28 protein-coding genes, 3 tRNA genes and 1 riboswitch are annotated in these 24,771 nt (G+C 46.1%); of the genes, 23 read left to right on the top strand and 8 right to left on the bottom strand.

From position 1 onward, the window contains the following. The first annotated feature begins 18 nt into the window (after positions 1 to 18). The 15 genes from L7E55_RS01565 (at position 19) to L7E55_RS01495 (ending at position 11,292) form a co-directional block, all read left to right on the top strand. Positions 19 to 393 (top strand): GntR family transcriptional regulator, encoded by a 375-nt coding sequence (locus L7E55_RS01565; protein ID WP_277442217.1) that lies wholly within the window; start codon positions 19 to 21, stop codon positions 391 to 393. Positions 394 to 435: 42 nt separating this feature from the next. Further along, the gene (locus tag L7E55_RS01560) at positions 436 to 1,353 is read left to right on the top strand and encodes a slipin family protein (RefSeq protein WP_277442216.1); all 918 of its coding nucleotides are present in this window, start codon (positions 436 to 438) and stop codon (positions 1,351 to 1,353) included. A gap of 160 nt (positions 1,354 to 1,513) precedes the next feature. After that, positions 1,514 to 1,801 (top strand): 30S ribosomal protein S6, encoded by a 288-nt coding sequence (rpsF, locus tag L7E55_RS01555; protein WP_277442215.1) that lies wholly within the window; start codon positions 1,514 to 1,516, stop codon positions 1,799 to 1,801. Between the two features lie 47 nt (positions 1,802 to 1,848). Further along, complete coding sequence (locus tag L7E55_RS01550) at positions 1,849 to 2,244, top strand: single-stranded DNA-binding protein (protein WP_277442214.1); 396 nt, start codon at positions 1,849 to 1,851, stop codon at positions 2,242 to 2,244. 47 nt (positions 2,245 to 2,291) lie between these two features. Then, entirely contained in the window at positions 2,292 to 2,522 is a 231-nt protein-coding gene (gene rpsR, locus L7E55_RS01545) for a 30S ribosomal protein S18 (RefSeq protein WP_277442213.1), read from the top strand. Positions 2,523 to 2,805: 283 nt separating this feature from the next. After that, positions 2,806 to 3,123 carry a MazG-like family protein gene (locus L7E55_RS01540; protein WP_277442212.1) on the top strand — a complete coding sequence of 106 codons (318 nt, stop codon included), beginning with the start codon at positions 2,806 to 2,808 and terminating at the stop codon, positions 3,121 to 3,123. Positions 3,124 to 3,127: 4 nt separating this feature from the next. Then, a complete protein-coding gene (locus L7E55_RS01535; RefSeq protein WP_277442211.1) occupies positions 3,128 to 4,087 on the top strand; it encodes a DUF2232 domain-containing protein in 960 nt (319 codons plus the stop codon). 95 nt (positions 4,088 to 4,182) lie between these two features. Next, on the top strand, positions 4,183 to 4,629 hold the full coding sequence (rplI, locus tag L7E55_RS01530) for a 50S ribosomal protein L9 (RefSeq protein WP_277442210.1): 447 nt from the start codon (positions 4,183 to 4,185) through the stop codon (positions 4,627 to 4,629). 32 nt (positions 4,630 to 4,661) lie between these two features. Then, positions 4,662 to 6,614 (top strand): Lon family ATP-dependent protease, encoded by a 1,953-nt coding sequence (gene lonC / locus L7E55_RS01525; RefSeq protein WP_277442209.1) that lies wholly within the window; start codon positions 4,662 to 4,664, stop codon positions 6,612 to 6,614. 33 nt (positions 6,615 to 6,647) lie between these two features. Then, positions 6,648 to 7,985, top strand: coding sequence for a replicative DNA helicase (dnaB, locus tag L7E55_RS01520; RefSeq protein ID WP_277442388.1), 1,338 nt, complete (start codon positions 6,648 to 6,650; stop codon positions 7,983 to 7,985). A 207-nt stretch (positions 7,986 to 8,192) separates the two neighbouring features. Next, positions 8,193 to 9,581, top strand: coding sequence for an NAD(P)/FAD-dependent oxidoreductase (locus L7E55_RS01515; RefSeq protein ID WP_277442208.1), 1,389 nt, complete (start codon positions 8,193 to 8,195; stop codon positions 9,579 to 9,581). A 10-nt stretch (positions 9,582 to 9,591) separates the two neighbouring features. Beyond that, positions 9,592 to 10,872 carry an adenylosuccinate synthase gene (locus L7E55_RS01510; RefSeq protein ID WP_277442207.1) on the top strand — a complete coding sequence of 427 codons (1,281 nt, stop codon included), beginning with the start codon at positions 9,592 to 9,594 and terminating at the stop codon, positions 10,870 to 10,872. 82 nt (positions 10,873 to 10,954) lie between these two features. Further along, positions 10,955 to 11,030, top strand: a tRNA-Lys gene (locus tag L7E55_RS01505). Between the two features lie 108 nt (positions 11,031 to 11,138). Then, positions 11,139 to 11,214: transfer RNA gene (locus tag L7E55_RS01500), tRNA-Glu, on the top strand. Between the two features lie 3 nt (positions 11,215 to 11,217). Next, a tRNA-Gly gene (locus tag L7E55_RS01495) sits at positions 11,218 to 11,292 on the top strand. Between the two features lie 109 nt (positions 11,293 to 11,401). Here the strand turns inward: L7E55_RS01495 and L7E55_RS01490 are convergent. The 4 genes from L7E55_RS01490 to L7E55_RS01475 form a co-directional block, all read right to left on the bottom strand. Further along, the gene (locus tag L7E55_RS01490) at positions 11,402 to 11,566 is read right to left on the bottom strand and encodes a hypothetical protein (RefSeq protein ID WP_277442206.1); all 165 of its coding nucleotides are present in this window, start codon (positions 11,564 to 11,566) and stop codon (positions 11,402 to 11,404) included. Positions 11,567 to 12,089: 523 nt separating this feature from the next. Next, positions 12,090 to 12,491 carry a very short patch repair endonuclease gene (locus L7E55_RS01485; protein WP_277442205.1) on the bottom strand — a complete coding sequence of 134 codons (402 nt, stop codon included), beginning with the start codon at positions 12,489 to 12,491 and terminating at the stop codon, positions 12,090 to 12,092. A 70-nt stretch (positions 12,492 to 12,561) separates the two neighbouring features. Continuing rightward, positions 12,562 to 12,927 (bottom strand): MAE_28990/MAE_18760 family HEPN-like nuclease, encoded by a 366-nt coding sequence (locus L7E55_RS01480; RefSeq protein WP_277442203.1) that lies wholly within the window; start codon positions 12,925 to 12,927, stop codon positions 12,562 to 12,564. Positions 12,928 to 13,011: 84 nt separating this feature from the next. After that, on the bottom strand, positions 13,012 to 13,260 hold the full coding sequence (locus L7E55_RS01475; RefSeq protein WP_277442202.1) for a helix-turn-helix domain-containing protein: 249 nt from the start codon (positions 13,258 to 13,260) through the stop codon (positions 13,012 to 13,014). 1,009 nt (positions 13,261 to 14,269) lie between these two features. On the opposite strand from L7E55_RS01475, the gene L7E55_RS01470 reads away from it, so the two are divergent. The 4 genes from L7E55_RS01470 (at position 14,270) to L7E55_RS01455 (ending at position 16,050) form a co-directional block, all read left to right on the top strand. Further along, positions 14,270 to 14,596 carry a type II toxin-antitoxin system RelE/ParE family toxin gene (locus L7E55_RS01470; protein WP_277442201.1) on the top strand — a complete coding sequence of 109 codons (327 nt, stop codon included), beginning with the start codon at positions 14,270 to 14,272 and terminating at the stop codon, positions 14,594 to 14,596. 21 nt (positions 14,597 to 14,617) lie between these two features. After that, complete coding sequence (locus L7E55_RS01465; protein ID WP_277442200.1) at positions 14,618 to 14,905, top strand: helix-turn-helix domain-containing protein; 288 nt, start codon at positions 14,618 to 14,620, stop codon at positions 14,903 to 14,905. A gap of 475 nt (positions 14,906 to 15,380) precedes the next feature. After that, positions 15,381 to 15,785, top strand: a complete 405-nt coding sequence (locus L7E55_RS01460; RefSeq protein ID WP_277442199.1) for a response regulator — start codon at positions 15,381 to 15,383, stop codon at positions 15,783 to 15,785. Between the two features lie 142 nt (positions 15,786 to 15,927). Next, complete coding sequence (locus L7E55_RS01455; RefSeq protein WP_277442198.1) at positions 15,928 to 16,050, top strand: hypothetical protein; 123 nt, start codon at positions 15,928 to 15,930, stop codon at positions 16,048 to 16,050. Between the two features lie 101 nt (positions 16,051 to 16,151). On the opposite strand, the gene L7E55_RS01450 is transcribed toward L7E55_RS01455, so the two are convergent. Next, entirely contained in the window at positions 16,152 to 16,451 is a 300-nt protein-coding gene (locus L7E55_RS01450) for a hypothetical protein (protein ID WP_277442197.1), read from the bottom strand. Positions 16,452 to 17,013: 562 nt separating this feature from the next. On the opposite strand from L7E55_RS01450, the gene L7E55_RS01445 reads away from it, so the two are divergent. Then, positions 17,014 to 17,796 carry a sulfite exporter TauE/SafE family protein gene (locus tag L7E55_RS01445; RefSeq protein WP_277442196.1) on the top strand — a complete coding sequence of 261 codons (783 nt, stop codon included), beginning with the start codon at positions 17,014 to 17,016 and terminating at the stop codon, positions 17,794 to 17,796. On the opposite strand, the gene L7E55_RS01440 is transcribed toward L7E55_RS01445, so the two are convergent. Beyond that, entirely contained in the window at positions 17,791 to 19,260 is a 1,470-nt protein-coding gene (locus L7E55_RS01440; protein WP_277442195.1) for an amino acid permease, read from the bottom strand. The genes L7E55_RS01445 and L7E55_RS01440 overlap by 6 nt on opposite strands. Positions 19,261 to 19,343: 83 nt before the next feature. Next, positions 19,344 to 21,398 carry a thioredoxin domain-containing protein gene (locus L7E55_RS01435; protein WP_277442194.1) on the bottom strand — a complete coding sequence of 685 codons (2,055 nt, stop codon included), beginning with the start codon at positions 21,396 to 21,398 and terminating at the stop codon, positions 19,344 to 19,346. 397 nt (positions 21,399 to 21,795) lie between these two features. On the opposite strand from L7E55_RS01435, the gene L7E55_RS01430 reads away from it, so the two are divergent. Next, positions 21,796 to 22,176, top strand: a complete 381-nt coding sequence (locus L7E55_RS01430; protein WP_277442193.1) for a response regulator — start codon at positions 21,796 to 21,798, stop codon at positions 22,174 to 22,176. 461 nt (positions 22,177 to 22,637) lie between these two features. Here the strand turns inward: L7E55_RS01430 and L7E55_RS01425 are convergent, their stop codons facing one another. Further along, the gene (locus L7E55_RS01425) at positions 22,638 to 23,036 is read right to left on the bottom strand and encodes a response regulator (RefSeq protein WP_277442192.1); all 399 of its coding nucleotides are present in this window, start codon (positions 23,034 to 23,036) and stop codon (positions 22,638 to 22,640) included. A gap of 143 nt (positions 23,037 to 23,179) precedes the next feature. After that, positions 23,180 to 23,262: riboswitch (cyclic di-GMP riboswitch) on the bottom strand. Between the two features lie 173 nt (positions 23,263 to 23,435). On the opposite strand from L7E55_RS01425, the gene L7E55_RS01420 reads away from it, so the two are divergent. Next, the gene (locus L7E55_RS01420) at positions 23,436 to 24,449 is read left to right on the top strand and encodes a potassium channel family protein (RefSeq protein ID WP_277442191.1); all 1,014 of its coding nucleotides are present in this window, start codon (positions 23,436 to 23,438) and stop codon (positions 24,447 to 24,449) included. A 30-nt stretch (positions 24,450 to 24,479) separates the two neighbouring features. Then, positions 24,480 to 24,740 carry a hypothetical protein gene (locus L7E55_RS01415; protein WP_277442190.1) on the top strand — a complete coding sequence of 87 codons (261 nt, stop codon included), beginning with the start codon at positions 24,480 to 24,482 and terminating at the stop codon, positions 24,738 to 24,740. The last annotated feature ends 31 nt before the right edge of the window (positions 24,741 to 24,771 follow it).

Here is a 24,771-nt window from a genome sequence, read left to right as displayed (position 1 = left end):
TTGGGAGGTGTTTGCTATTTGCTGTTTGATTTAGATTTAAAGAGTGGCATACCAATCTATATTCAACTGAAAGAGAAGATTAAACTGGCGGTGGCCACAGGCAAATACCCGCCCGGAGCCCAATTGCCGACGGTGCGCCAGATGGCCGTGGACTTGCGGATTAATGCCAACACGGTAGCCCGTGTTTACTCCGAATTAGAGAGTGAAGGATTTCTGGCGACCCGCCAGGGTAAAGGAACCTTTGTCAGGGAGATAACGGAAATAAAGGCTGATGACAGGGAGAAGAGCTTGCAAGATTTAATCGATACGCTGCTCATTGAATGCGCGTCACGGGGATTTGCGCCGGAGTTATTACTAACGGAGTTGGAAAAAAGGATAAAGAATAAACAATAAACAATAAACAATAGGGTTAATAAAAGAAAGGAGCTTTTAAAAATGCGGTCAAAAGAAAAAACGCGGGCCCCGGAACCAAGGGTAAATTCTGTTGCGGTGTTATTATTTGTTGTCATCGCTGTTTTGGGTTTCATTGCCGGCTCCGCTCTCAACAGCACTGCCGTGTCGGTGATTTCGGTTATTGCCGCCTTAATAATCTCGTCCGCGGTCAAGGTCGCCAGGCAGTGGGAGAAAGCCGTTATCCTCAGGCTGGGTAAATTCAAAGGCCTGGCGGGGCCGGGATTGTTTTTAATCATCCCGGTTATCGACTCTGTTTCATCATGGGTGGACCAGCGGGTGATCGCTAATCCTTTTAACGCTGAACAAACTCTGACCAAGGATACGGTTCCGGTTGATGTGGACGCTGTCCTTTTTTGGATGGTCTGGGACGCGGAGAAGGCGGCTCTAGAAGTTGAAAACTATAAGGATGCCGTATCCTGGGCGGCGCAGACCGCCTTAAGGGACCTAATCGGCAAGACGCTTCTTTCTGAAATGCTGGCTGGCCGGGACCAGATAGACGAAGAACTGAAGAGAGTTATTGACCAGCGTACCGAGCCGTGGGGTATTTCGGTTCAGTCGGTAGAGATACGCGACGTGATTATACCGGCCAACCTTCAGGACGCCATGTCCCGGGAAGCCCAGGCTGAAAGGGAGCGCAAGGCCAGGATTATCCTGGGAACCGCGGAAACGGAGATCGCTGAGAAATTCGCCGAAGCCGCCAAGACATATGAAAGTAGCCCCGTCGCGCTGCAGCTAAGGGCCATGAACATACTCTACGAGGGGTTGAAGGAGAAGGGCGCTCTGGTGGTTGTGCCAAGTTCGGTAGTGGAAACCATGGGGTTGGGTACGATATCCGGCTTGTCGGCCATGACCCAATACAGCCCGTCCGGAGCGCCGGGCACTGCAAAAAGCGATCAGTAGTGACGAACATGAGGAGCGTTGCAAGTTCACAAGTCATTCGTTTATTCTTGTCAAATAAATAGCATTGTGTTATAATTTACAGGTCAAAATATGGATTTTGACGTTCCACCCTGCTCTACTGTGAGGTAGGGCCATAGTCCATAGGGAGGAGGTGAATGGTTTGCGCAAGTACGAGGTAGTCTTTATTATCCGTCCTGATCTGGACGAAGATAAGAGCACGGCGGTCATTGATAAATTCAAAGACTTGATCGAGAGTCAAGGCGGCGAGGTACTTAAAGTGGATAAATGGGGTAAGCGCAGGCTGGCCTTTGAGGTGAAAGACTTCAGGGAAGGCTTTTATGTCATACTCCATATTAACGCCGAATCCAAAGTGTCCTCTGAACTTGACCGTGTGTTTAAGATTACGGATGAAGTGCTTAGGCATATCATTGTCCGCGAAGAAGAATAAATCCAGCTCCGGGTTTGCCGGGGAAAGAAGACCGGGACGGTGGGAATATGCTAAATAAAGTAATCTTAATCGGCAGGCTGACCAAAGAGCCTGATCTGCGTTATACCACGAGCGGGATTGCCGTGGCGAAGTTTACCCTGGCGGTTGACCGGCGCTTTTCAAAGGATCGGGAAAAAGAAGCTGACTTTATTGATATTGTTGTTTGGCAGAAACAAGCCGAAACTTGCGCCAATTATCTTGGCAAAGGCAGGTTGGTCGCGGTCGAAGGCAGGCTGCAGATTCGCTCTTATGACGATAGCCAGGGCATACGCAGGAAAGCTGCCGAAGTGGTGGCTGAAAACGTGCGTTTCCTTGACCGTGCTAAAGAGAGCGGGGCAGTTGCCGGTGAAAATCAGGGGTACGGCAGCGAGATAGGATTTAATGAAGATGACATTCCGTTTTAAAACAACAGGCAGCCGTTATTAGGTCGCCGGTTTAAGGAGGAATTTTATTGAAACGTGAAAGAGGCCGCAGGGGCAAAAAGCGGATTTGCAGCTTTTGTGTGGACAAAATGGCGGCCATTGATTATAAGGATGTGCCGCGTCTTAAAAAGTATGTTACCGAGCGGGGAAAAATCTTGCCCCGTCGGATATCAGGCAACTGCGCCAAGCATCAGCGGTTGTTGACAACGGCAATAAAAAGGGCACGCTATATCGCCCTTCTGCCTTATACCGCAGAATGACAGCATGGGGAGCCAAAAAGCTCCCCTTTATTGTTATATAGGCCAAACTTGAGCCGCGCATGACTGCCCCAGGGTCACCAAACGTATAACAATTAGGGGAACAAATAACAAACGATTCGTTATAAAGCGAGGGAGGAAAAGAAACCGGTTACATAGAATATAAAAGTTATTATTCTGGTACTCAGAATTCAGGAGTCGGAATTCAGAATATCTTGAGACAATAAACCATTTTCTTATTCTGACTACTGACTACTGAGTATTACCCATTTCGGGAGGACATAAAATGATTACCGGCGGCCAAGAGGGCGGCATTGCCAAGAATATTAAGGTTATAGAGTGGTTGAAAGCCGACCTGCTCACCTCCCTTTCAGCGCTTTTTAAATCAATGCTCAGGGGTAGTGAAGAGTTGATCCTTGATGCGCTGGCCAGCCTGGTGATTACCTGTTATGTCTTGGGCAGGCGGCTGGGGATCAATTTTCCCCGCCTTGATTTGAAGATAGAATCCAAACTGCGCCAGGGTATCGATGAGAACCACGAAGTGGAAAAATGGTACGGAGACATTTCCAATCTATTAAATTACCTGGTTGATAAAAAGAGGTGATCCCTTGGCAGCCGGCGAAAAAACCGGGGGCCTGTTGGAATGGATTGTTTATACCGCGCTTATCGCTGTTACCGGACTGGCAGGAGTTTTTATTCCTATAGTTAATTTTCCGGCAATTATCCTAATGCCGCTTCCGGCAATACTTTTGGTGCTGCGTCTTGATGCCAGGTATGGTATTCTGGCCCTGGCCACAGCCGGTTTTATAATGCTGTTTGCCGGACATGAGCCGGCCGCGGCGCTGATCATGATCATTCAATACGGACTTCTGGGAATTGTGTACGGGATGCTTTTCAAGAATTATGTTTCTTCCGGCAAAAGTCTTGTTGTCTCCCTATTGGCGGCGGTTGTGCTGACGGTGGTATCGGTGACGCTGATGTATACCCTGACCGGTGAAAACCCCCTGGTGCTGGGGCAGGAAAAACGCCGTTTGCTGGAGCAGCAGTGGATGGCAATGAACCAGCAAATGCAAGCATTAGAAAGTATGTATCCTGAAAAACAGGCGAATTTTAATGATTGGGTCGGTCTTCTTGAATTCTATATTCCCGGTCAGATAGTTGTTTCATCGGCAATTTCCGCCACGCTGACGTACATTCTGTCAAGTATAGTTCTGGAGCGCCTGAAGTTCAAGATTCCCCAGGCTCCTTTATTTTCCGCCATATATTTGCCGTGGTATAGTATCTGGGGATTAATCGCCGGCCTGGGACTTACCTTGCTGGGTGACCAGTTCAGCTTGTCGCTGGCGAAGACAGGTAAAAATATTTTGTTTGTCCTGTTAATTCTGTACCTGATTATGGGACTATCCGTGGCAGTCTTTTATTACCGGAAGATTAACCTGGCGCTGCCGCTGAAAATCATTATTCTTATTCTGGCTTTTTCGTACCTTCCCTTTAGCGTTACGGTATTATTATTGTTAGGGGCAACTGACCCCTTGATAAACTTCCGGCGGTTGCCGGACCTGAAATGAACTCGTTGGGGACATTCCTCAGCCCCAAAGCTAAGGCATTAAATAGAGGTGTGTCCCCTTTCCTTAATTGAGACCAACTTACGGGGAGGCGCAAGATGAAAGTTATTTTACTTAAAGATGTGGCTGGTCAGGGTAAGCGTGGGGATGTGATCAATGTCGCCGAGGGATACGCCAGAAATTACTTGTTTCCCCGCGGATTGGCCGGTGAGGCTTCTAAAGGAAGAATGAAGGAGATGGCTGATCGCAGGCAGGCCACTGAAGTAAAAGAGCGGAAGATTGAGCAAGCGGCCAGAGAACTGGCAAAGCGCTTGAACAATCTTACTGTTGTCGTTAAAACTAAAACCGGCGAGGCGGGTAAGCTTTTTGGGTCGGTCAATAATAAGGATGTCGCCGATGCTCTGGCTGACCAGCACAAGATTGAATTGGACAAAAAGAAACTAGTGATCAAAGAACCGATTAAACAATTGGGGAGTTACCCGGTTGCCGCCAAGCTGCATCCTGTTGTTCAGGCTGAGATCTTGGTGGAAGTGGTTGGAGAATAATACAATAACACCACATCAGGAAGGAGCAGAAGATGAAAGCATTCCTCGAAAGGTGTATCGGGGGTTCAAAAAATGATGCTTCCAGTAAACTGAAGGGTAAACATAAAAGATACGCTCAGTTAAAACGTCAGGTAACTGTGCTGTATGACCTTTTATCCAACCTGCATGGTTCAGATAAGCTAGTGCTGCGTGCGGGTAAGCTGGAAGCGTTGCAGTTGATGCGCTCTGAAAAATTAGAGGAGAGAGTGCTGGCCCTTCAGAAACTGGTATTCGAGGATCCGACTTATGAAAGCCCGCCCGCGCTGGTGGATATCCCACGAATTCTGGAGCAGATTGAGGAGGAAATCGCTGACGGTATTGCCCGCCGGACGGTAGAGGATCAGCTGGAAAGAAAAGTTAGTGAGAGACTCCAGCAGAGGCATGAAGATTATATTAAAGAAATAAAAGCACAAGTGCTGAAAGACAATGCCGGGCCTGAAAATGCCCAAACGTTGAAAAAGTTGGCTGTGCTGGAAAAGCTGGAGCATAAAAAGCTGTCCAGTTCGGCTATGGATTTTTTGCGCCCGGCTTCATTTGGAGAAATTGTCGGTCAAGACCGGGCAGTCAAGGCATTACTGGCCAAGTTGTCCTCTCCTTATCCGCAACATATTATTTTATACGGGCCGCCTGGTGTGGGAAAGACGACGGCAGCCCGCCTGGCGTTGGAAGCGGCAAAACAGGCGGGGAAAACACCTTTTGCCAAGGATGCGCCTTTTATAGAAGTTAACGGGACAACATTGCGCTGGGACCCACGGGAAGTGACCAACCCGCTCCTCGGCTCGGTGCACGATCCAATTTACCAGGGAGCCAAGCGGGATCTGGCGGAAACAGGCATACCCGAGCCCAAACTGGGTCTGGTTACCGATGCCCACGGTGGTGTGCTGTTTATTGATGAAGTTGGTGAGATGGATCCGGTTTTACAAAATAAACTGCTTAAAGTACTGGAAGATAAGAGGGTCTTTTTTGAATCCTCTTATTATGACGCGCACGAAAACAATATCCCTCAATATATTAAAAAGATCTTTGAAGAAGGCGCCCCTGCGGACTTTATTTTGATCGGCGCCACAACGCGCGACCCGCTTGACATTAACCCGGCCATTCGTTCCCGCTGCGCGGAGATTTATTTTGAGCCGCTTACTCCCAAAGATATTCAAGAGATACTCGTACAGGCGGCTGTCAAGCTGGATGTGGAGATGGACGGGCAGGTCCCGGAAATTATCAGTGAATATACAATTGAAGGCCGCAAGGCCATTAATATCCTGTCCGACGCTTTCGGGTTATCTTGCTACCGCAGCGAGCGGGAGGGTACCATCCCGGTGATCACCGCCGAGGATGTCCTGGAAGTGGCGCGAGTTAGCCGGTTAAGTCCGCATGTAACCCGTAAGGCTTCCTCCCAGCGGGAAGTGGGGAAAATTTTCGGTCTTGGCGTATTGGGCTTTCTGGGTTCCGTTCTGGAGATCGAAGCGGTGGCTTTTCCCGCCCGCAATCAGGGACAGGGAGCTATCCGTTTTAATGATACAGCCGGCAGTATGGCCAAGGATTCGGTTTTTAACGCCGCTTCAGTGATCCGCAAGTTGACGGGTGAGGATTTGACAAATTATGACGTGCATGTAAATATAGTCGGGGGTGGCCGGATTGACGGCCCTTCAGCGGGCGTGGCTATTTTCCTGGCTATCTTGAGCGCGATCCAAGGCCGTTCCATACCCCAGGATGTCGCCGTAACCGGTGAGGTTTCCATTCAGGGCAAAGTCCGCGCCGTAGGCGGCGTTTTTGAAAAAATATACGGCGCCAGGCAGGCAGGTATCAAAACTGTTCTGGTTCCGACTGAAAATGAAAAAGATATTCCCGCAGATTTAAGGGGAATCCAGGTGATCCCGGTTAGTTCGGTGGAAGAGATCATGAGTTATGTTTTCCAATCCGCGGATATTGATGTTTTAGTCAGTTAGACAGTGTTTACTAATGATAGTAGGTGATTCAAGCTGTTGGATAAAATCCCCCCCCAGAACATTGACGCCGAGCAGTCTGTGCTTGGCGCTATTCTTCTTGACCGGGAAGCTGTTTATAAAGCGATGAAACTGGTGCAGCCCGATGACTTTTACCGGGAAGACCATAGATTGATTTATGAGGCAATGCTTGCATTAAATGAGAACAGCAGACCGGTTGACTTGATTACCGTGTCGGAACAACTCCGGCAGCAAGGGAATCTGGAAAAATCCGGCGGTGTGGCATATATTGCCTCGCTGGCGGAAATGGCCCCCATTGCCGCCAATGTTGAGTATTACGCGCGTATTGTCGAGGAAAAGTCGCTGCTGCGCACTTTGATCCAGCTCTCCACCCGGATCGCCGGCATGGGTTACGACGAAAGTGAGGAGCCGGAAAAGCTTATTGCCGAGGCCGAGCGGATGATCATGGAACTGGGCAGCAAGCGCGTGACGGGGGCTTTTTTTTCGATCAAGGATATTTTGCTGGATACGTTGACACATATGGAATTTCTTTATAACAACAGGGACAGTATTACCGGTGTGCCTACTTCTTTCAGCGACCTGGACAAAATATGCCACGGGCTGCAGCCCAGTGACCTGGTTATTCTGGCGGGCCGGCCCAGTATGGGCAAAACCAGCCTGGGCATGTGCATAGGCTATAGCGCCGCCTTAAAACATAACGTTCCGGCAGCTATTTTCAGCCTGGAAATGTCCAAGGAGCAGCTGGTCCAGCGCATCCTCTGCGCCGAGGCCAAGATCGACCAGCAGCGCTTGCGCAACGGTTCACTTGAGGAAGGAGACTGGCAGGCCCTGCACGATGTTGCCGGCAAGCTGGCCAAGGCGCCCATATTTATAGATGATACGCCTGCCATCACTATAAGGCAGATCCGTGCCAAGGCCCGGCAGCTCCAGGTTGAAAAGGGGTTGGGCTTGATTATTATCGATTACCTGCAGTTGATGCAGGGTACCCGTCGTTCGGAAAACCGCCAGCAAGAAATTGCGGATATATCCCGCGCTCTGAAAGGTCTGGCCAAAGAGTTGAACGTGCCTGTGTTGGCTTTGGCGCAGCTCAGCCGGGCGGTGGAACAGCGGCAGGACAAGCGTCCGATTATGTCAGATTTGAGGGAGTCCGGCGCGCTGGAGCAAGACGCTGATCTGGTGATGTTTATTTACCGGGATGAATACTACAATCCTGATTCGGAGAAGAAAGGGATCGCGGAAATTATTATTTCAAAACACCGCAACGGCCCGGTGGGAACGGTTGAACTGGGTTTTCTGAAAGAGCTGACCAAGTTTGTTCCATTATTGAAAAACGCTGATGAATACCAGCCGTAATATCTGTTTATTATCTTATTGACACCGGAGATGTTGTTCATTAAAATATTAATGTTGACCGGAAAAGGAAACTAAGTTAATTTCACCCGGCAAATTGTGGGAGACTCAAATAGCAACTGGTAAATGTTTGTTGTTTGGGTTATTTTTATGCCGACTGGCTAACAATAAATGCAAATTACTTGCAGTGAAATATCTGGAGGAAGTTTTTTGGTTAAACAGTATGATATAATCATTGTCGGTGCAGGACCGGCCGGTATTTTTGCCGCTCTTGAACTCGTCAAGGCAAAGGCCGGCCTAAAAATATTAATTGTCGAAAAAGGCCGGGAAATTGAAAAGCGCGTATGTGTCGCCCGCGAGCGAAACGCCGCGTGCTTCAAATGCCAGCCTTGCTCTACTGTCTGCGGCTGGGGGGGAGCCGGCGCCTTCAGTGACGGCAAGCTTACCCTGTCCACAGAGGTTGGCGGCAACCTGGGACTGTATACCGGAGAAAAGAACCTGGCGGACTTAATTGATTATATCGACCGGGAGTATCTCCATTTTGGAGCGCCTGAGCAAGTTTTCGGCATGGAGCATGAGGAAGAGATCCAGGAAATGCAGCGGCGCGCGGTGCTTTCTGAATTGAAGCTGCTGCCGGTCCGGATCAGGCATATGGGTACCGGCCGCACCAGCGAAATTCTTCAGCGGATGCAAGAGTTTCTTGTTGCCCGGGGTGTGGATGTGCTAACTTCCTGTCAAGTAGAGGAAGTATTGGTAAAAGACCAGGTTGCCCAGGGGATTGTTACCCAGGAGGGTAAGGTTTACCATGCTAACTGCGTAATCCTGGCGCCGGGCCGGGAAGGGGCGGATTGGCTTAAGCGGGTGGCACAGCAGCTTGGACTGAAGATGTCGGTGAATCCGGTGGACATCGGCGTCCGTGTGGAATTGCCCGCCGCGGTAATGGAGCACCTCACCCGGATTTTTTACGAAGTTAAGTTATTATATTATTCTAAAACGTTTAGCGATAGAGTGCGCACTTTTTGTATGAACCCGAACGGGGAAGTGGTTCTGGAAAATAACGACGGGCTGGTTACGGTCAACGGCCACAGCCATGCTTTTAACAAAACTGAGAACACGAATTTTGCCGTGCTGGTCAGCAAGAATTTTACTCAACCATTTAAAGAGCCGATCGCTTACGGCAGATATATTTCCAGTCTGGCCAATTTGCTGGGGGGCGGTGTGATCATTCAGAGTTTGGGCGACCTGGTGGCCGGCCGCCGGTCTACCAAGGATAGGCTGGCCAAGTGTATGACCATGCCGACGCTGGCTGAAGCAACCCCTGGTGATTTGAGTCTGGTATTTCCTTACCGGCACTTGATGGGGATCGTTGAAATGCTCAAAGCGCTCAATCAGATTGCGCCGGGAGTTTACTCGCGCTATACGCTGCTGTACGGTGTCGAGGTTAAGTTTTATTCTTCCCGCCTGGCACTGTCCAACTGCCTTGAAACTGAGGTTAAAAATCTTTTTGCCGCCGGGGACGGGGCAGGTATTACCAGAGGGTTGGCCCAAGCTTCAGCGGCAGGAGTTCTGGCGGCAAGGGAAATAATAAATCGGATTTAGGGGGTTGCCAATGTCTACTGTTGTTCTTATCGGCACTCAGTGGGGGGACGAAGGTAAAGGAAAGGTTACTGATTTTCTGGCTGAAAAAGCTGATGTGATTGTGCGCTATCAGGGAGGCAACAACGCCGGGCACACGGTGGTTGTCGACGACAAAGTCTATAAGCTGCATTTAATTCCGTCAGGCATTTTATACCGGGATAAAACCTGTATTATCGGCAGTGGTGTGGTGATTGACCCGGCGGTGTTGATTAAAGAGCTGGAAACATTGGAGAGTAATGGGATCAGCGCGGCAAATTTAAAAATCAGCCAGCAAGCTCACGTTATTTTCCCCTATCATCAACTCCAGGACCAGGCAGAGGAAGCAAGTAAGGGCAAGAATAAGATCGGCACTACCAGCCGCGGAATCGGCCCGGCATATATGGATAAATCCGCGCGAATAGGGATCAGAATGATTGATTTGATCGATCCGGATGAATTGGCGGTTTTGCTGGAACGGAATGTGGAAATTAAGAACCGTATGTTAACCAGGGTTTATGATAGCGAAGGTGTGGATTACAAAACTGTATTGGAAACGTACAAAGGTTATGCGGATACTCTCAGGAAATACGTGGCGGACGTGCCGGTTATTGTTAACGATGCCATTAAACAAGGGAAAAGCATACTTTTTGAAGGGGCGCAGGGAACCCTGCTTGACATTGACTACGGCACGTATCCCTTTGTTACTTCTTCAAACCCAACCGCCGGGGCGGCCTGCATCGGCGCGGGCATCGGCCCGACCAAAATTGACCGTGTGCTTGGTGTGGTAAAAGCTTATACCACCCGGGTGGGTGAAGGACCTTTCCCAACCGAGCTCAATGACGAAGTAGGCGTATTTATGCGGGACAAGGGCGGCGAGTACGGAACTACGACCGGCAGGCCGCGCCGCTGCGGCTGGTTTGACGGGGTGATCGCCCGTTATGCCGTACGGATTAATGGTTTAGATTATCTTGCCATCACTAAACTTGATGTTTTAAGTGGTTTGGATAAGGTAAGAATATGTACAGGTTATCGATACCGGGGAGATGTTTTGACTGATTTTCCGGCCAGTCTTAAGGTGTTAGGGGAATGTGTGCCGGTTTATGAGGAAATGCCGGGTTGGCAGGAAGATATTACCACGGCGGGGAAGTTGGAGGACCTTCCAATTAATGCTAGAAAGTACCTGGAACGCATCAGCGAGGTTGCCGGTGCGCCTATCGCTCTCATCGGCGTTGGGAGCAAACGCACCCAGACCATATTGACTGCCGAACTTTAGCATTATGTATGTTGCGAAAATATTAGTTTCACTGTTGACACTGTAACGCTGTTATAGTAACATATCTAAATGTAAGGCTTTTGGGCCATTAGCTCAGACGGTAGAGCACCTGACTTTTAATCAGGGTGTCGGTGGTTCGAGTCCACCATGGCTCACCAATTTAGTTTATAGTGGTTGGTTGTTAGTAGTTGGTTTAGATGGAATTCGGCTTAGCCGAATTCCTACGAAAACCCAACTATCAACCACTCACCACCAACCACCAAAACGGCCCCATGGTCAAGCGGCCTAAGACACCGCCCTTTCACGGCGGTAACCCGGGTTCGAATCCCGGTGGGGTCACCATTTGCGGGTGTAGCTCAATGGTAGAGCATCAGCTTCCCAAGCTGAGGGTTGAGGGTTCGATCCCCTTCACCCGCTCCAATGAAATCCAAGCCCTCAGAGGTTCTACTTAATCCTTCTGAGGGCTTTTTGGTGCCTGTGGCACTTCATTTTTGATTTCGGTGCCCAAAACATCAAACCGCCCGCCTCTTTAATTTAACTTTTCAACCACATCTGCATAAATATCCGCCGTGGTGCCCATTTTTGCGTGCCCTAAAAGCTCCTGAATTACTCGTAAATCTTCCCCCAATTCCAATAGTCCAATAGTCTGGTAGCAAAGGTATGGCGATTGTGGGGAGCTCTCCATAATCGCCATACCTTTGCTACCAGGATGCTGGAGAACGATCGTAGCCTGGTTGAAGTTCAGGCACTACTTGGCCATGAAAAAACATTAATATTACAGCAATCTACACTAAAGCCACACCTTCATTCATTAGTAGCTGCAGTGGATTCTCTTTGAGAAGATTAACAATCTTCTTAATTTAGATCATAGCCCGGATGGTGATCGGCCGAGCTTGCAAAGCCGGTGGCATAGTTGCACAAGTTTTGGGCTATTCCAGTATTAATATGCATCAATCTATATATGAAACTGGACAGCAGAACGATGGCGGAGGCAGTGGAGATGGGGGAGGTTTAATGAATCTACTGGATTGTGATGGCTTGATTCCGGCCTGGCCAGAGACGTAGGGATATAATCCTGCTCCTAGGGGACAATAATTGGTATGGAACGCTAGTTATTTCATTGCATCTGAGTCTGACTTGACGCTACAATTCAGCTAAGGGAAATAATAATGAACGATCTGGTGCCTGTTGGGTCGGTTATACGCTAGTGGTGAGGTTTAAACTAATAAGAAGTCCAATTTGCTTGGTAATGTTACACTTTTTAATTCACACTCCCAGACTCTAATGACATTCCATCCACGTTTTCGAAAATATTCCGTTATTTCTTGGTCATGCTTTTTATTACACTTTCTTTTCTTTGTCCAATATTCCTCGTTTTCTTTTGGACGTGTATTCCTACAGTCGTGGCCATGCCAAAAACAGCCATCAACAAAAATTGCAACCCTGGCTTGTAAAAACACAAAATCAGGATGACCCTTCACAGGATAACCTCTTCGCCATCCTTTAATGTCGTATTTTTTAAACAAAGAAATTAACTTTAACTCTGTTGATTTATTCCCTTTGGTTCTAACTTTTTTCATTACAATAGAACGCATTTCTTTATCAAATATATCTGCCATAATATCCTCTTGGTAAATATAATTACAATTTTATATGAATTAATTCTATTAAGTCTAAATTAAAATAAAGCTAACTTATTTTATAAAGTTTCCCGTCATAATAACGTTTCATTCCTTGAAGTATATCATCTAAAAAAATCAATACTTCATCCTTAATTGTTTCTAAATCATCAATAGTTAAATCCCTTGCACATTCACTAAACGAAACATCACCGTGTGCCAAATCGTTTCTAAAATTTTTTACTTTTTCAAGGGAAACACCTTTATTCTGCAAGGTATACCGTATTCTATGCTTATCGCAAATAGCTTTAATTTTTTTCGCATCCAAATTACCGCTTATATCAAGAGTTTTTTTTGTAAGAACAATCGGACTATTTGTAATTATACTTTCAATAATTAGTTGAATTCTATTTTCATATGCTGAACGTTCCAGCAACAACATTTATTCCAGATAATGCCAAACCTTTTGTGAGACCTCCAATCCCGCAAAATAAATCAACTGCAACACAAGGCGTTGGCATTATTCAGCACCCCTTTTCCCCAGCAATTCACCATCATGTGATTCATCTACAAATAGTAAATATGTGTCAATTCCCAGAGCATTAGCTATTTTTTGAATATTCTCCAATGCGATACTTCTTTTACCACACTCTATGGCGCTTATATAAGTTCTATGAAGGCCTGCTTTTTCAGCGAAACTTTCTTGTGATAACCCTATTTGATTTCTATATTTTCGTAAGTTCCTGGCAAAGACTTTTAACGCATCCATTTATTACACCTCAGAATATATTATTTAGACTCGAATACAATAAGTCAATATACAATAAGTAACATAATGAGGAATAATCCGATTGGCATATCTCCCTAGATCAAAAGGATGTAGCCCGGCCAGAGCAAGTAAATGACTCTGTCGGTATAGAAGCTGTATTTAATAAAAGTAATAATTATTGGTACTTCGATACTCGTTCCTGCAACTTTGAGAGGTTAATCTTAGTCTCTTTGAAAAAGAAAATCCGCTATAGTGGCGGAAGAAGATAACCATAGCATAGGCCAAGTTTGAAACATTTCCCCGAATTATTGCCATAAAGCGCATTAATTATATAAAGTATGTCAAACAATACCCGTTTTTCAATCTTTGGTACTACTTACAGTAAACTAATAAATCCTTATTGAAACGGGAAGCCAATTCCTTTTCTTCTAGATCGTCAATGGTTATAATACAAGTTACTCGCTTTTCCCATACCTTAAGATTAGACAATAATATAAACCTCTTTTGGTGCAATTAAGTAATTTAAGCTGTGGAGGCTAAGATTAACTTTCAAAGGTATAAGATTTCGGATAACTTTGCTGGAGCATTCTTTTTTCCATCCATTGAACTGTGACAGTAGATATGCCCCTGGGTTATTTAAATAAGTGTATGTGTCGGGCAGGACCATAGAATGGCCTGACTGAGCTACGCTAGATCCAGATGCACTTCGTCATAAAAGTCTACCGTTTAATTTATAGTGAGGATTCACGGTAAAAGAGAGAAACATTGTTATCCCAGCCCCAAATAAACAGTCATTTACGGTTTTCCGTAAGTGGTTTTTTTATCCTGTTTTCTAAACCATGGTCTTGCTTCCAGAGCCGGCCGCTACGTACCAGACCGGCACAATCGGGCCTAGCAAAGCGTTTTAGCGAAATAGTTCATATAATTAGCGCAATATTTATTGAATTTACATCATGAATGATGTATACTTTTATTGGATTAAAAATATAATATATTATGAGGCTACCCAATGAGAGTATTTACCTATCACACAAGCGGAGGTAAAGATTTAATTCTTGAATACCTGGACAGCTTACCCAAGGACGAATCAGCGCTCGGATATGCTATAATCAAAAGGCTTTCAAAGCAGGGATTTGACGCTCTGGAGGGCCTAACTACAAGGCAAATTAAAGGTAAGTTATGGGAGATTAAATTTCACGCGAAAAACCGGATTTTTTACGTTGTGGTGGAACAGGGAAGCGTTTATCTGCTTCACGCTTGTAAAAAACAGAAAGGAAAAGCAGAGTTATTCGAGATTGAAACGGCTGAAAAAAGGATGAAGGAAGTATTAAGTTAGAAATATAAAGGAGTGGTTGTGATGCCGTTCAAGGAGATAGACATTAACAGAATAATTAAAGAAAAAAGTGAAAAAGACCCGGAATTTAAAGAAGCGTTCCGGGAAGCAAGTGCAGAGCTTGATTTAATTGCTCAAATAATTAAAACCAGGAAAGCAAAAGGTTTGACGCAGAAAGACGTTGCTGATAAATCCGGCTTGACCCAACAGATGGTATCCCGTATAGAAAAAAGGGAATACCCTCCGAATTACAAGAACCTGGTTAAAATCGCCGATGCTCTAGACACTAAATTAGAACTTGTTTCTAAATAATAATTTCTTTCACGCATAAATAAGAAGAGGGGGTTCCCCCTCTTTCATTATTTAACTGGATTTTATCATCACCATCGTTAATATATGAATTTAAGCATGCAAACAATTGTTCTGACGACAACTGTGACGACAATGCGATTTAATTTTTGCTTTTATACTGAGTTTTACATTGCGTTCATAGAACCCGTAAAACCGCGTTATTTAAGGTGTTTTCCGTTTGTGACTCTTACATTTTTCTTGTTTCCTCAAATTCCCAAGCTGAGGGTTGAGGGTTCGATCCCCTTCACCCGCTCCAATGAAATCAAGCCCTCCAAGGATCTATACTTTGGAGGGCTTTTTGTACCCATTTAGTACCCCAAGATCTTTTTTTGATTTTTATAAATTCATAAAATGTTCATAGGATCTGCATAAAATTGACACATTGAATTGTTAATATAAAGTTATAGGAACTCTCAACAATCAGGAGGCAGAGAGTATGAATATCTTATTAATAGATGATGATGAGGATTGTTTGGACAGCCTGGTCAACGCGCTAGAGTCTGCCGGGCACTGGTGCGATAAATTCACATTTCCCGGGGAAGCCATGGAGGCATACGGGCAAAATCAATATGACGTTGTCATTACTGATTTGAATATGTCGGGCATGAACGGGATTCAAGTTTTAAAGCGGATCCGCTATCTCAATCCGGAAGCGAAAGTAATAATTAACGCAGGCCACGGTGATTTAAGTACTGCCATTGCCGCTGTAAATAATGGGGCATACGCATTTTTTGTCAAACCTGCTGATTTGCTTGAGTTGATTGAAACTCTTGAGGGAATTGAACTTGAAATCACTGAACAAATGCTGATATTGAGTATGCCCGGCTGGCTTTGGATTTAACTTGATTATTTTGGTCGGGTAACCATAGATTGGCAATATATCATCTCCTGCGGCTGTATTTAATGTCAGCTTAGTATTAACCAGCCATTAACACATTGATTTTCTCCTGCATATTATATAAAAAACAATAGGAGTGATATGGATGGCATTCGGTACTTCTGGCGCGGCGGTGGAAGGTTGTGGCACGGGTTTTGGCAGCCCAGCGTTTATTATCTTTTTAATCTTTATCCTGCTCATTTTTGGTGTAAGTTGCTGCTGTATTTAAACTGGAAGATTATTTTATTTATTAAAAAACCAGGGATGCGGTACCCTGGTTTTTTAATACCCTATCTTCTTTATGCGCTCCTGTCTGGCAGGAGCTTTTTATTACCAATCATCATATAACCAATATTTAAGTACCAGATTAATGTCATCTGGGTGAGATTCTTTAATACTTTTCAGTTTTGCGGCTGCATTTAATTGTGTCGCCAGATCTTTAATAAGTTCTGGATTCTCCTCCTCCATATTCCTGATAAGGGATTGAATCCTTTTATATTCTTTTCTCTTTCCCGGATTTTCATTGTTGTTAATTGTATCCTTATCTTTGGGCTTTTTGAAAAAAATTACCCATAATACAGATAACCCAGTAAATGCTAACAATAATGTCAAAACAAAAGTTGTTTTCATTCACTGCACACCTAAAGGTAAAATTTTATTTATAGATTCGAACAATAATTAAAATTTCCTTCTTGGATAGAAATATGTTTTCTCTTACATACAAGGAATGGATAGTGTACGAGCTGTCAACTAAAGCCGCTGATCGATCAAATCGTTAGCATTAGATGATCCATCTTCTTAAAATTTTTTAGAATATCCCACAATTGTGGGATATTTTGTACATTGGGGCTGAAGCTGGGTTTATGTGATCACACATTTACTGTCCTTTTCATATAGTAAAGTAAACTAAAATTTTAATAATAAGGAGGTACCCTTAATGGCCGAGGTTAAAGCTGAACAAGCCTGTGGAACAGGTTTTGGCAGCCCAGCGTTCATTATCTTTTTGATTTTGATCCTTCTCGTTTTTGGCGTGGGATGCTGTGGCGGTTGTATCTAAGTATAAAAACCCTTATTGATAACTAGACTGCGTTTAATAACCACCGGTCGTAACCCCCGGTGGTTATAGCTTTAATATACGGTAATATAGTTGTTTAAATCAAAAGATGGTTTAGTTATCCGGAGGTATGCTATATTGAATTTTCTAATTGGCTTGGCGACAGGAATTTTTGGAGGTCTCGTCGGCCTTGGCGGTGGCGAGATCATGATTCCCTTGATGGTTCGTATCTTGAAAATGGAACAACGCAAAGCCCAGGGTACATGTCTTGTTGCTTTTGTCTTCACTGGAGTATCGGGAACTCTTACTTATATGTCAAGAGGTTCGGTTGATCTGACGGCTGCTATGCTTTTAGTGTCTGTCGCCGTTTTTACTGCCAGGTTAGGGGCTAGTTACGCCAATGCTCTTCCTGAATGGAAACTTAAAAGAGCGTTCGGCTGGTTATTGTTTGCGGTAACTATGCTTTTGCTGCTGAAGTCTTATCCATCTCATATTGCCGGATCTCCAGCAGAATGGACAAAAGTATTTATCCTTTTGTTTACAGGGGGCATTACCGGTTTTCTCTCTGGAATGCTGGGGATCGGAGGGGGTTCGATAATGGTGCCCGCAATGGTGCTGCTCACCGGCTTTACCCAATATACCGCGCAAGGCAGTTCTCTTCTGGCTATGATTCCTATCGGTTTGGTTGGCGCGTACACCCACTGGCGGTTTGGGAACGTTAGCGTGAAGACATTGCCGGGGTTAATCCCGGGCATTCTTATCGGCTCGTTTCTTGGCGGTTCTTTGGCTCATAGTTTGCCGGAAATTGCTTTGCGGATAATTTTCGCAGTTATCCTGATCGGGACGGGAATAAATTATATCAGAGCGCCTAAATCCATTCCCGAAACTGATGATGGCAATACCATTGTGCAGAAGTTATGAATCGCGCTTTCTTGTGGGGTGGGAGATTTTCTTTAAAGCAGGTTTAGGTATTTTAAACTTTAGGGATGTAGGCGGGTTGTCATTTACGGATAAATTGCTGTGTTTGTATCCGTAAGCGAAATAAACTAACAATCCGGCGAAAATCCATATAATGAAACGAATTCTGGTAAGGTTGGGAAGATTAAATGCCAGGTAGGTGGACATGGCGATACTAATAACAGGCAGCGCAGGCACCCATGGGACCCGGAAAGGTCTGGGCAAGTCCGGCCGCTTGGCCCGCAGGACCAGGAGCCCTGCCGATACGGCGATGAAGGCGCTCAGAGTGCCGATATTGGCTAGTTCCGCTACTATGGAAATGGGCAGGAGGGCGCCGATGGCGGCTACAACCAGCCCGATAATCAGACTGTCCCACAGGGGGGTGTGCAGTCGAGGGTGAACCCAGTCAAAAATTGGCGGCAGCAGCCCGTCCCTGGCCATAGCGAAAAAAATACGGCTTTGACCGTAAAGGACGACAAGCAAAACACTGGTTAGTCCCGCTAAAGCTCCCACGGAGATAACAGCGGCCGCCCACGGCAGTCCTACCCGCAGCAAGGCGGCTGATACAGGAGAAGCGGTGTTTAGAGCTGAATAATGAACCATGCCGGTCAGGATCAGAGAAACAAGGATATAAAGAACTGTGGCTATGACCAGGGACGCCACAATGCCTATGGTCAAGTCCCGCCGGGGATTCTTAACTTCTTCCGCCGCCGTTGACACCGCGTCAAAGCCAATATAGGCGAAGAACACGATGGCGGCTCCATGCACGATGCCGGCAGTGCCGAACGGTAAAAAAGGTTTCCAGTTGGCCGGATCGATATGTCTGAAACCCAGGCCGATAAACAGCAAAATGGCGGCGAGTTTGGCTGTCACCACAAATTTGTTCGCTGTCGCGCTGTGCTGAGCGCCTGTAATAATCAGTCCTGTAAGCACGAGCACAATTAGCGCCGCCGGCAAGTTGATCATACCACCGCTAAAAGGGGAACTGGTAATGGCGGTTGGCAGGGCTATCCCGGCGGAAGACAGCAAATCGACAAAATAGGAACTCCACCCGATTGACACGGCGCCTGCGGAAACAATGTACTCCAGAATGAGATTCCAGCCTACCAGCCAGGCCAGTATTTCACCCAGCGACACATAGGAAAAGGTGTAAGCGCTGCCGGCCACCGGAATCATCGAAGCCATCTCCGCGTATATCAGCGCGGCAAGTCCGCTCGCGATACCCGCCAGCACAAACGACAGAACAATGCCTGGGCCGGCGTAATTGGCGGAGACAACCCCGGTTAGCACAAAAATGCCCGTGCCGATGATCGCGCCTATGCCCAAAGCCGCCAGATCAAGAGCGCTCAAAGTGCGCGGCAGACGGTGACGGCTGGTTTCTTTTTCAGCCATCAACTTTTCGATAGATTTGGCCCGCCATTGATACATCCCGTTATTATCTCCTTTCTTAAGTTGGGGACATTCCTCCGACCCCCAAAGATAGGCTTTAAAGGGAGGTGTGTCCCCTTTCCTTATATGAGCATACCGGACAGTTTGTCAAAATCCGTGACAGGAGACTGGCAAGTATAGTTTTGACAGACATAAGCGGTGGCCATGCCGTCAATTGATCGTTGTTCTTTTGTATAAGGCGCCAGTGTTTCTATCCCTTGATCAGCATCTCCCGCCGGGTGAAAAATTATTACCGTGTCGGGGAGGAATTGCCGCCGTACCGCCTGCAGCATTCTCTTCACCCCGGGATCCCCGGCTTCCCCGGCAATCACTACCCCCCGCGCGGGGCCGAGGAAGAAGTGCGCCCCGATTAAAAAATGCGCATAGCCCCGGGGGTGTTCTTTAACTATATTTGCGAAAGCATTTATTTGCTTTTCGGCTAACTCTGTCAGATTATTGTCGCCTGTCAGCAAGGCCAGGCGCAGTAGGTTGACCAACGCGACGGAATTGCCTGACGGCAAGGCGCCGTCGTATATTTCTTTGGGACGGGTAATGAGTTCCTCGGCGTCCGCGCCGTTAAAATAAAAACCCTCGTTTTGCTTGTCCTGGAATAAATTGATCATTTGCTTTGTCAATGCAAGTGATTTGCCTAAATAATCAGCTTCAAAGGTGGCCCCATACAGCTCCAGCAGTCCCCAGGCAAGAAATGCGTAATCGTCAAGAAAGGCGGGAATGGCTGGTTCGCCGTCGCGGTAGCGGGCCAGCAGCCTGCCGTCTTCCCGTTTTAGCTTCCTGTAAATAAAGTTTACTGCCCGTTCGGCGGCTTGGCTGTAAACAGACTCACCAAAGACGGCTGCTCCCTTGGCCAGGGCGGCGATCATCAACCCGTTCCAGGCTGTCAGTATTTTATCGTCTTTATAGGGATGCACCCGCTTCTCCCGGGCTGCAAAAATTTTTTGCCGCAACCTGTCGGTTAAATCAGTAAATTCCCTGGCTTGCATGTTGAATTCTCCGGCTGCGTTTTCCGGCGTCTGAGCAATCAGGTTCGGTATGCTGCGCCCTTCGAAATTGCCATGGGAAGTAATGTCATATAGCCGGCAGAATATTTCACCATCCTTTTCTCCAAGGACTTCCTTGATTTCGCTTGGGGACCAGACATAAAATTTACCTTCTTCACCCTCGGAATCGGCATCCTCCGCTGAGAAAAACCCTCCCTCCGGAGAGTGCATGTCTCTTAGGACATAGGTAAATATCTCTTTGGCAACCCGGGCATAAAGTTCGCGGCCAGTGGCCTGGTATGCTTCCGTATAAGCCATGGCTAACAAGGCGTTGTCATAAAGCATCTTCTCGAAATGAGGGACCAGCCACTTTTTGTCGGTGGAGTAGCGTGAGAAGCCATATCCGATATGATCATAGATCCCTCCCCGGAACATGGACTCCAGAGTTTTTTCAGCCATGGCCAGGGCTTCTTTTTCCCCGTTTCTTTTCCAGTAACGCAATAAAAACGATAACGCGTGCGGTGTGGGAAACCTGGGCGCTGTTCCGAACCCCCCGTACTGTTTATCGAACTGGCTTTTATATTGAACGAAAGCCTTTTTAAGCATGTCTTCAAGATTTTCTTTTCCAGGGTTGTCCCCGGACGGCATGCCGGTCTGGTACTGGATGGCTCTGGCTACCTGATCCCCGGCAGATACAAATTTATCTCGTTCCTGTTTCCATTTATCCCTAACCCGGGTAAGAATGTCCATCAAACCCGGCATGCCCTGCCGGGCCTTTTTGGGGAAATATGTGCCTGCGAAAAACGGTTTTTTCTCGGGCGTCATGAGCGCCGTTAAGGGCCAGCCGCCTTGGCCGGTCATAGCCTGGCATACCGACATGTAAGTGTGATCAATGTCCGGCCGCTCTTCCCGGTCCACCTTGATTGCGACGTAACCACTATTGAGGACCTGAGCCACTTCCCCGTCCTCGAAGCATTCCCGTTCCATCACATGGCACCAGTGACAAGTGCTATAGCCGATAGAAAGAAACACAGGCTTATCTTCCCGCTTTGCCTTTTCAAATGCTTCGTTGCTCCAAGGATACCAGTCAACTGGGTTGTGAGCGTGTTGCAATAGATAAGGACTTTTTTCTTTGCTCAATCTATTGGGCACTTTTGAATTATTTATTATTGTCACTTCTTTCCAATGTTTAATGGTCTTGCTCAGAATTATTATTACGAATAAAACAGTTATATATGCAGGTATCTAAAATTGTATAAACGAAAAGCGCCGGCTTTACGCCGTCGCTTTTCATCATTATCAATGGGTCTCTTTGTGTGTGTAAAGAACCCTTCTCGGATAAGGTATCTCAATGCCTGCCTGCGCCAAGGCATATATAAACCGCCGCGCAGTTCATAGTTTCTCTATATCCTGCCGCAAAACTAAATGTTTATAAAAAATAATAAAAAATAACAAAGGTAACAAGATCCGACAATTTTCGAAGGAAACGTGTGGTAATATTACAATACTGTACTTGATAATTTCTGGAGGGATTGATATGGCACTGGTTATGGTAATGGAAGATGAACCCAACATTGCCCTGGTTCTTGAGATTGCGCTAACTGAAGAAGGTAATGAAGTGATTACATTGCCGAATGGTTTGTTGGGACTTGAACGGTTAAAACAAAAACCTGCGCCTGAAATTATCTTTGTCGATCTGAACATGCCTATTTTAAGCGGGCGGACTGTAATAGAAAAAATTAATGCCGACCCCAATCTCAGGCATATACCGGTAGTCATCTTGTCGGGATGTATGCCGGACTTGGATAATGCGCCGCCGCGTGAAAGTTATCGGGCGCTGCTCAGTAAACCTTTTGATTTGGATGAAGTAATCAATATGGTAAATGTATTGAGCGCGGGTAAACAACAGGCAGTATAAATAAGCGGCCTTTTGAGAATTAATTTAAAGAGCGAGTGAGTACGACGAAATTTGCAAAATATGTCTTGACTATACAAACACTTGTTTGCTATAATGGCACCAGAACACACATTCGAGGAGGTCAACCAGGTGTCCGTTTATACATGCAGCCAATGCACTCCTGAAAGCATAGTCCGGGGCAATAGCATCTTCGACGTTTGCTGTCACAAAAAGTTAAAGAATAATATGCGCAGGCATATCTTAAAGAACGATTTTTTATACGGCACTATTTTATGGTTTGGGGTAATTTTCACTTTGACAGAAATTTATTTATGGCGTGTCGGGTATTGATGGTGAGATAACGGCAGTCATTCAGTTGGTGTGGAGTTCACGAGTTGTTATTTGGCAATACTAACCACAGGCAAACATATTTATGCTGAACATAACGCAATTTAGGATAGAGCCGAACCTAATTAAGTAAGTTAAAGCGCATTCTTTTTTTCTTCTTTTTTTAACAAGATCCCCCTGACTAGATGGCTGATATCTTCTAGTTCAAAAGGTTTTGCAATGTAGTATTGTTTAGGGTTTTTCTTTTTTTCCTTTAATACTGTGTCCAGTTCCGTATATGCCGTCATCAGTACTACCGGCACCTCCGGCGCCAGCTTCCCGATTTCTTCCAGGGTCTCGATGCCGTTCATGCCCGGCATTTTAATATCCAGTAGGATTAATGCCGGCCTTCCCGCGCGGACTTTCCGAAGCCCCTCCTCACCGCTGGAAGCGGTTTCAACCACATAACCCTCTTCACTGAATAACTCGTGTAATAGAGCACAGATCCCTTTATTGTCATCAACGATAAGAAGATAATGGGCATTTTGTTTCATGATCTATATCCCACCTATGCAGTTTTATCCGTAAAGATATCTGTGGCTTATAATAGGGTCTTTCCTCGATGCCTGTCTGTATTGTCGGAGATAAAAAAACCACCTTGCCGTGAAATAAGGTGGTTACGTATTTAAGTAATATTCACGGTAGTTCGGTCATCATTGCTATAGCCTTAGACCAGGAACTTTACGTCTCAGTCTTTCAACAGGTTTGGCTTTTTCTTCATTATTGAATGTATTATAAAATGAGCCCTAACGATTGTAAATGGGACGAAGGTCCTAAGGCGGGACCTTCGTCCCATGTCTAGGTCTTTTGTCCCTATATGCAGGAAACAAGCAAGGAATCCGCATGATGGTGTAGAATTTATTAATATTCGAGTGCCTGAGAGGAGTTTTTTTTTGATATCGTTACGATCAATTATCTATGCTTTTGTTGTGCTGGTAACGGTTTTGGGTGTTGTGATTCTCAGCCTGATGAAGATTGAAGACATGTCCTTTATTGACGCCTTTTGGCTTTCCATTATCAGCATATCAACAGTTGGGTTCGGTGATATTGTGCCTAAAACCGTAGGCGGCCGTTTGATCGTTATGGTGCTGGTGATCGGCGGGATAGGTCTTTTTACTTATCTTTACAGCACAATTTTCGGCGGTATAGTGGAAGGACATATTAAAGATGTCTGGGGGAAGAGAAAAATGACTAAGAAAATAAACGGATTAAAAAACCATATTATCGTATGCGGCGCGGGCCGGGTGGGTTTGGCGGTAATAAGTGAACTCCTGGAAGATAAACAGGACTTTGTAGTAATTGAGAAAGATCAAGACAGGTTGCAGGAGTTGACAAAGCTTGGCCATACTGAAAATATTTTATTTATTAGTGACAACGCTACAGAGGAGCGGGTGCTTTTAGCGGCCGGGTTGGAGCGGGCCGGCGGGGTTATCACCACTCTTGCCGATGACGCCGCTAATTTAATGATTGTGATTACCTGCAAAGACTTGAATCCTGCCGCCAGGGTGGTAGCACGCGCCGACCGGATAGAGTCCATCGCCAGAATGAAAAAAGTCGGAGCGGAAACTGTTATATGTCCTTCAATTATGGCAGGTAATTGGATGGCTATGACTTTGTTGAAACCGGCTAGCGTTACTTTTATGCAATCGCTGGTTGACGAAGTCGGCCTCGAATTGGGTGAATTGGTATTAAACGAAACATCGCCGCTTGCGGGAAAGGAGTTGAGAGAATCACGCCTGCGGGAAAATCACGATGCCACCCTGCTGGCCATAAAAAGGGGGGAGCGGCATATCATCAATCCCCGGCCATCTGAGATTCTGCTGCCGGGAGACCTTTTAATTCTAAGCGGTCCGCCTGATATCACGGCAGTGCTGACAAAGGTTGTTTCAGGAAATGATATTCTATGATCAGTAAATTGTGTGAAGGAGTTGGGGTTAGTGTTACTGTTGAAGCTGGGATTTGTGTTCGTCTTGATTGTTTTGCTGCTAATTTTGGGGATTGTATTAATGGTTTTTTTATTTATCAGAAACCGGTTTCGCCGTTGGCGTCATAATTCGTATATTGGACACCACGGGAGGGGCTGGCATCATAGTCACTCATCATGGGATGATGATGATTTTGACCAGTACAGTGAAGATGCCGGCAGCGACGGATGGAGCGACTCCGGTGGGGACAGCGGGGATTCCGGCAGCGATTAGGTTTGGTTTGTTTCAAGCCGGCTGTGCGGCA

The organism is Pelotomaculum isophthalicicum JI (assembly GCF_029478095.1).
Classification (GTDB): Bacteria; Bacillota; Desulfotomaculia; order Desulfotomaculales; family Pelotomaculaceae; genus Pelotomaculum_D; species Pelotomaculum_D isophthalicicum.
The sequence above is the reverse complement of the archived record's forward strand: the minus strand, read 5'-3'. Positions and strand labels throughout refer to the sequence as shown.

Coding starts and splice junctions, on each gene's coding strand:
- L7E55_RS01560 (WP_277442216.1), top strand. CDS start 436: ATGCGGTCAAAAGAAAAAACGCGGGCCCCGGAACCAAGGGTAAATTCT.
- L7E55_RS01460 (WP_277442199.1), top strand. CDS start 15,381: ATGAATATCTTATTAATAGATGATGATGAGGATTGTTTGGACAGCCTG.
- lonC (WP_277442209.1), top strand. CDS start 4,662: ATGAAAGCATTCCTCGAAAGGTGTATCGGGGGTTCAAAAAATGATGCT.
- L7E55_RS01485 (WP_277442205.1), bottom strand. CDS start 12,491: ATGGCAGATATATTTGATAAAGAAATGCGTTCTATTGTAATGAAAAAA.
- L7E55_RS01510 (WP_277442207.1), top strand. CDS start 9,592: ATGTCTACTGTTGTTCTTATCGGCACTCAGTGGGGGGACGAAGGTAAA.
- L7E55_RS01425 (WP_277442192.1), bottom strand. CDS start 23,036: ATGAAACAAAATGCCCATTATCTTCTTATCGTTGATGACAATAAAGGG.
- L7E55_RS01430 (WP_277442193.1), top strand. CDS start 21,796: ATGGCACTGGTTATGGTAATGGAAGATGAACCCAACATTGCCCTGGTT.
- L7E55_RS01455 (WP_277442198.1), top strand. CDS start 15,928: ATGGCATTCGGTACTTCTGGCGCGGCGGTGGAAGGTTGTGGCACGGGT.
- rplI (WP_277442210.1), top strand. CDS start 4,183: ATGAAAGTTATTTTACTTAAAGATGTGGCTGGTCAGGGTAAGCGTGGG.
- L7E55_RS01540 (WP_277442212.1), top strand. CDS start 2,806: ATGATTACCGGCGGCCAAGAGGGCGGCATTGCCAAGAATATTAAGGTT.
- L7E55_RS01470 (WP_277442201.1), top strand. CDS start 14,270: ATGAGAGTATTTACCTATCACACAAGCGGAGGTAAAGATTTAATTCTT.
- L7E55_RS01490 (WP_277442206.1), bottom strand. CDS start 11,566: ATGGCGATTATGGAGAGCTCCCCACAATCGCCATACCTTTGCTACCAG.
- L7E55_RS01475 (WP_277442202.1), bottom strand. CDS start 13,260: ATGGATGCGTTAAAAGTCTTTGCCAGGAACTTACGAAAATATAGAAAT.
- L7E55_RS01550 (WP_277442214.1), top strand. CDS start 1,849: ATGCTAAATAAAGTAATCTTAATCGGCAGGCTGACCAAAGAGCCTGAT.
- L7E55_RS01440 (WP_277442195.1), bottom strand. CDS start 19,260: ATGTATCAATGGCGGGCCAAATCTATCGAAAAGTTGATGGCTGAAAAA.
- L7E55_RS01465 (WP_277442200.1), top strand. CDS start 14,618: ATGCCGTTCAAGGAGATAGACATTAACAGAATAATTAAAGAAAAAAGT.
- L7E55_RS01450 (WP_277442197.1), bottom strand. CDS start 16,451: ATGAAAACAACTTTTGTTTTGACATTATTGTTAGCATTTACTGGGTTA.